This window comes from Haloferax sp. s1 (genome assembly GCF_058382125.1).
This window is the reverse complement of sequence record NZ_JBZRPK010000426.1, coordinates 1-4,522: the sequence shown is the minus strand read 5'-3', so window position 1 is coordinate 4,522 and position 4,522 is coordinate 1. Positions and strand designations below refer to the sequence as shown.

5 protein-coding genes are annotated in these 4,522 nt (G+C 54.7%); 4 read left to right on the top strand and 1 reads right to left on the bottom strand.

All coding sequences use genetic code 11. The annotated features are described in order from the left end of the window. On the top strand, positions 1 to 349 hold a 349-nt coding region (locus QT222_RS05855; protein ID WP_491476611.1), incomplete at its 5' end, for a hypothetical protein. A 102-nt stretch (positions 350 to 451) separates the two neighbouring features. Here the strand turns inward: QT222_RS05855 and QT222_RS05850 are convergent. Continuing rightward, positions 452 to 1,900: a pentapeptide repeat-containing protein gene (locus tag QT222_RS05850; protein WP_491476610.1), complete on the bottom strand. Its 1,449-nt coding sequence runs from the start codon at positions 1,898 to 1,900 to the stop codon at positions 452 to 454. Positions 1,901 to 2,705: 805 nt separating this feature from the next. Between QT222_RS05850 and QT222_RS05845 the strand changes: the two genes are divergently transcribed. The 3 genes from QT222_RS05845 to QT222_RS05835 form a co-directional block, all read left to right on the top strand. Further along, on the top strand, positions 2,706 to 3,665 hold the full coding sequence (locus QT222_RS05845) for a transcription initiation factor IIB (RefSeq protein ID WP_491476609.1): 960 nt from the start codon (positions 2,706 to 2,708) through the stop codon (positions 3,663 to 3,665). A 44-nt stretch (positions 3,666 to 3,709) separates the two neighbouring features. Continuing rightward, a complete protein-coding gene (locus QT222_RS05840; protein WP_491476608.1) occupies positions 3,710 to 4,222 on the top strand; it encodes a winged helix-turn-helix domain-containing protein in 513 nt (170 codons plus the stop codon). Next, positions 4,219 to 4,522, top strand: a 304-nt coding sequence (locus QT222_RS05835; protein ID WP_491476607.1) for a toxin-antitoxin system TumE family protein, incomplete at its 3' end; no start/stop codon positions are given. The genes QT222_RS05840 and QT222_RS05835, both read left to right, overlap by 4 nt.

The window sequence follows — 4,522 nt, the reverse complement described above, 5'->3', positions numbered from 1 at the left end:
TGTCGGCTCGGAGATGTGTATAAGAGACAGTATCTGGACACTTCTTCTGTGTTACAAGCACGTTATCGAAGAATCCTCAATAAGTTCTCAAACGCAGCAGATGCTCGCAAAGAAGGTGTTTGATTCGTATTTAGAACTCGCGGGGAGCCATACTAATCTATCCGACCAATATTACATTGCGATGCGTGCATTCTTTGTCGAGAACACACCTACAAACCCAGTCGCAGGATCGGGGTTTAGCCAGTTCCAGGGGGAGGTAGTGTCCGATCTGCATCACTACGATACTGTGTCAATACATAGCCGTTCAAAAAGAGGTGCATACAAGGATCTATATTACAGACTGAATTAACCCACTAGTCCTGCATTTGTCTACTAAAGACGCAAATTGTGGGGCTATCAGTCTCGAAATTTCAAGATCCCACCCACGCATTAGATGGTATTACGCGACGCTCTACCGGTGCAGTGATTTGGTCAGTGTGAATACTAACAGAGCCACGAACAGTGCGCCAGCGAGGCCTTCTGACGCCGTAATTACCCTGATAGCTGGATCGCTAACAGTTGGTGGAGAGAGCACGAAGGTAGTGAAAACCTCGGCACTGAACAGAAGATACGCCAGAGGCTCCAGAAGAGAAGCAGTTAGCGAAAGATCAACAACGGGAACAGTAACAGACCACCCGAGTGCCGGGTTAAAGCTATAGTTCAAGGGTGTATCAATCAGCGAGTAGAGCCCCGCGTAACCGAGTATTACCAGCACGGCTATATTGAGCAATCGCCGTGAACTCTCTCCATATTTACATAGCAAATCGAGACATAGGTTTGACACTGCATTGTACAGACTTGCAGTTCGATTAATCAGTCCGCCGTTTGTCGCCTCATCCCAATGCCGTCGGCGTCTGTTCAGTTTCTCCTTGATGAAGAATTCGGCAGCAGCAGTGTCGTCGCCGTCCTGTCTTGCAGCTACTCTTGCATTTACGAATTGCTGTTCGCTCTCTTGCCCTGTGTATGTTTTCTCGCGTGGAGTTCGCATCAGATCCCAGTCAATATCCTCAAGGAACATCCGATGGGAATCGAAGCCGAAGCCCTCGAACTCTGTATTACCAAAGTAGAGGTTTACCACTGGATTCACTCCTTCAAGACCAAACAATCCAACATCGCCGAGAGTCGTGCGTTCAACCGTGACGTTAGGGTTGCTATCCTCAATGAAGCGAATCTCACCACGATGTACTATTGATTCATCCAGTCCAATTACGCCGCTACCAATGGTCATCGCCTGAACCTGTAAATCATCAAACTCGGCATGCTGGAGACAGATACTGGATGCATAGGACACGGGTTTTAGCAGAAGTGCACCATCAACGATGATCTCATTCATGTTCAGATCCCAGTTAGTTCCGACAGGCGAATTGAGGAGGTGGAGGTTCTTCGATCGTATTTCGGCCTGCTCAGCGCCTAGGTCCGGCAACCCTTCGGAAGCCATGTGACTCTCGAATCCTCTGCGCTTAAATTGGAGACGGGACAGTTCATGACCATGGAAAACTGCGTTACCAAAGTTTACTGAATCATGGAAATGGCACTCCTCGAAAGTTGCGTAGCCGAAAGTCGATTCCGTAAAGTCAATAGTCCGGTAGAACTCTGACAGCCTGAAATTCCCGAAATATCGAAATATAGTGTTTGAGAAACTGAGAGTCGTATTTGCTTCAATATCGTCGAAGTGAGCACCGAGATTGAAGCTGCAGCCGGAGAAGCGACCGAATTCGTGGTATGTTGTTCCTGAGAAATTAGCTGTACAGTCGAATTGAGTTGCGTTCGTAGCAGAAGATAAATCTGCATCCCAATCGGTGTCGCGGTCCTCCCGAATCTCGCGTTCTGGTTGGGAGAATAATGAGATGTCTTTGAACACAGATGATCCGAATTCTGCCTCCTCACTAATCGTACAACCGAGGATTTGCACTTGGTCACTGAATGTCGCACTCCGAAAGAGGCATCGTCGAATGTCGCACCCTGACAGAGTGAGATGAGAATGATAGGTGCGGTCGTCGCCAGCAAGTGTGCCAAGGCTACAATTCCCGATAGTAATTTCGGCCTCAACCTGCCGCTCAGGGAGCACCAGCGTCTCTATTCGAACATTTTTCAGGGTAACAACATCGAGATGACTTGTATCAATCTGGGACAAGTCGATTGTGTCGACCCCAGTATTGAAGAGAACAATTACCCCATGAGAACGAACCATCTCCTGGATAAGTTCGTGGAAGTCTGATTGAGAAATCCCTCGGTTCGCTCGCTCAAGCAGAGGAAGATGGAAGAGACACTTGTCAGTCCCCGCTGACGCGGGGTAGGGACAAGAGATGGCCCCATCTTGAGTTGTAGCCGAGCATTGGGACTTGGTCATTTGGTGAAGACTGAGTGACTAGGGAACATATTAATACCTCATCGACTGCCTGTTGCTGAAAGAGTGAGTCGAAGGAATCAGGTATCGCTACTGGCATCGTTTTTCCTCCGCAATAGTATACTGATATCTCGAGACAATCGAAGACCTAAGTGTCATTCGTCATCGCTCTCTTGTAGTCGGGTACTACCGTAACTCAAGCACTATGTTCTGAGTTACAACCCATCTGAGCCGGATTTCGTACTCGATAGCGTTTATTTGCCCCTCAATGGGTGAGGGGTTCGCTGTACTGGCGGGTTCCCTGAATACGGTGAGAACGATGGCAACCAGAGACATCTACGAAACTGGCTTCGACGAAGACGTCCAAGCTGAGTCGAGCGCGAACCAATGCCCCGAGTGCGACGGCCGGGTCACGACGAACGCGGTCGAAACGGCCTGCGAGGACTGTGGGCTGGTCATCGACGAACAGCGTATCGATCACGGGCCGGAGTGGCGTACGTACGACGACGAGGAGCACGAGCGAACGGGCGCTCCACTCACTGCCGCTCGCCACGATCGCGGCCTGTCGACGGAAATCGGTCGCGGGACCGACGCGAAGGGGAATGAGATCTCTGGGCAGAAGCGGCGGCGACTCGCGCGGATGCGCCGTGAGCAGACACGTGGTCGCTGGCGGTCGAAGGCGGAACGGAATCTCGCACACGGGTTGGGCGAGGTGCGTCGGTTGGCGAGTGCGCTCGAACTCTCCGATTCGGTCCGTGACCAGGCGTGCCAGCTCTTCCGGAGCGCCCAGAACGAGGATCTGCTTCGTGGCAGATCCATCGAGGCCATCGCCGCGGCCAGCGTCTACGGGGCCTGCCGGTGCAACGGCCTCTCGCGGTTAGTGGACGACGTCAGCGAGATGGCCCGCGTGGCAGAGTCACGGGTCACGAACGCGTACAAGACGCTGAACGAAGAGCTGGGCCTCCCCGGTGAGCCCGTCTCCCCCAGCATGTTCGTGCCGCGCCTCGCTTCGGACCTCAAGTGTCCGGACGAGATCCGACAGCGGGCCCGAATGCTCGCGGAGCAGGCCGAGGAGCGCGGCGTCACGACGGGCGTCCATCCGGCCGGGTTCGCCGCGGCCTGTCTCTACAAGGCCGGTCGCGAAGAAGGCCGATGGCTGACGCAAAGTGACGTCGCCGAGTCCGGGAACGTCACGCCAACGACTGTCCGGACGCATCACCAGACACTAGAGGAACAAGTGGCCCGACAACGCCCCTGTACAAATACGGCCGTTAGATAATTTTCTCAGGAAACTATTTGTTTCTCGGCCGTGTAGCACCCAGTATGACCGAGACGTGGGACGACGTCAACGAACAGGTCAAGGCGGACTGGAAAGACGACACGACGCCATTCGAGCGGGTGTACGAAGTCGTTGAACAGACCCACGACGGGCAGTCGGCAGCCGAGATCGGCGAGCGGGCCCTCGTGAGCGAGCCGACAGCGCGTCGCCACTGCAAGTCGCTCGTGAACACGGGCTTCGCCGAGACGGAACAGGAGGGCCAAACGACGCTGTACAAGCGCAACAGTGATCGGGTGTTGATGTCCCGGATCCGCGAGCTACGTGAGGAAGTCACTCGACCGGAGTTGCTGGACAGTATCCAGGAGATGAAAGCCGAGATCCGGCGCTACGAGGATCGCTACGATGTGGTCTCACCCGAGGAACTCGCCCAGCAACTCGACGCCGACGAGACAGCGGGCTGGGACGATCTCACCGCGTGGCGAACGACGCGACAGAATCTCGCCGTCGCGCAAGCAGCACTCGCGTACGACGAGGCCAGCCACCAGCTCGCTGTATGAGCGACGACGACCGCGCCGGCGAGTTCGGGCCGATCTATCTGCCGGCACTCCAGCGGATTCGTGACCTCTGGCTCGACCTCGAACCGCTCGTCGACGACACGGCGTACGACGACGTCGTCGCCCCCACGGAACTGCAGATCAGTCTCAGCGATGGGCTCGGCGACGCCGAGCGCGCTCGGCTCGATATCCAGTGGAGCGAACTGGGGATGTATTCGTTTCATTACGTCGATAGCGACGACGTCAATTGGCGCTTCGATCGCCACCCGAATACACACTCCCCCGAGATCCATTTCCACCCGC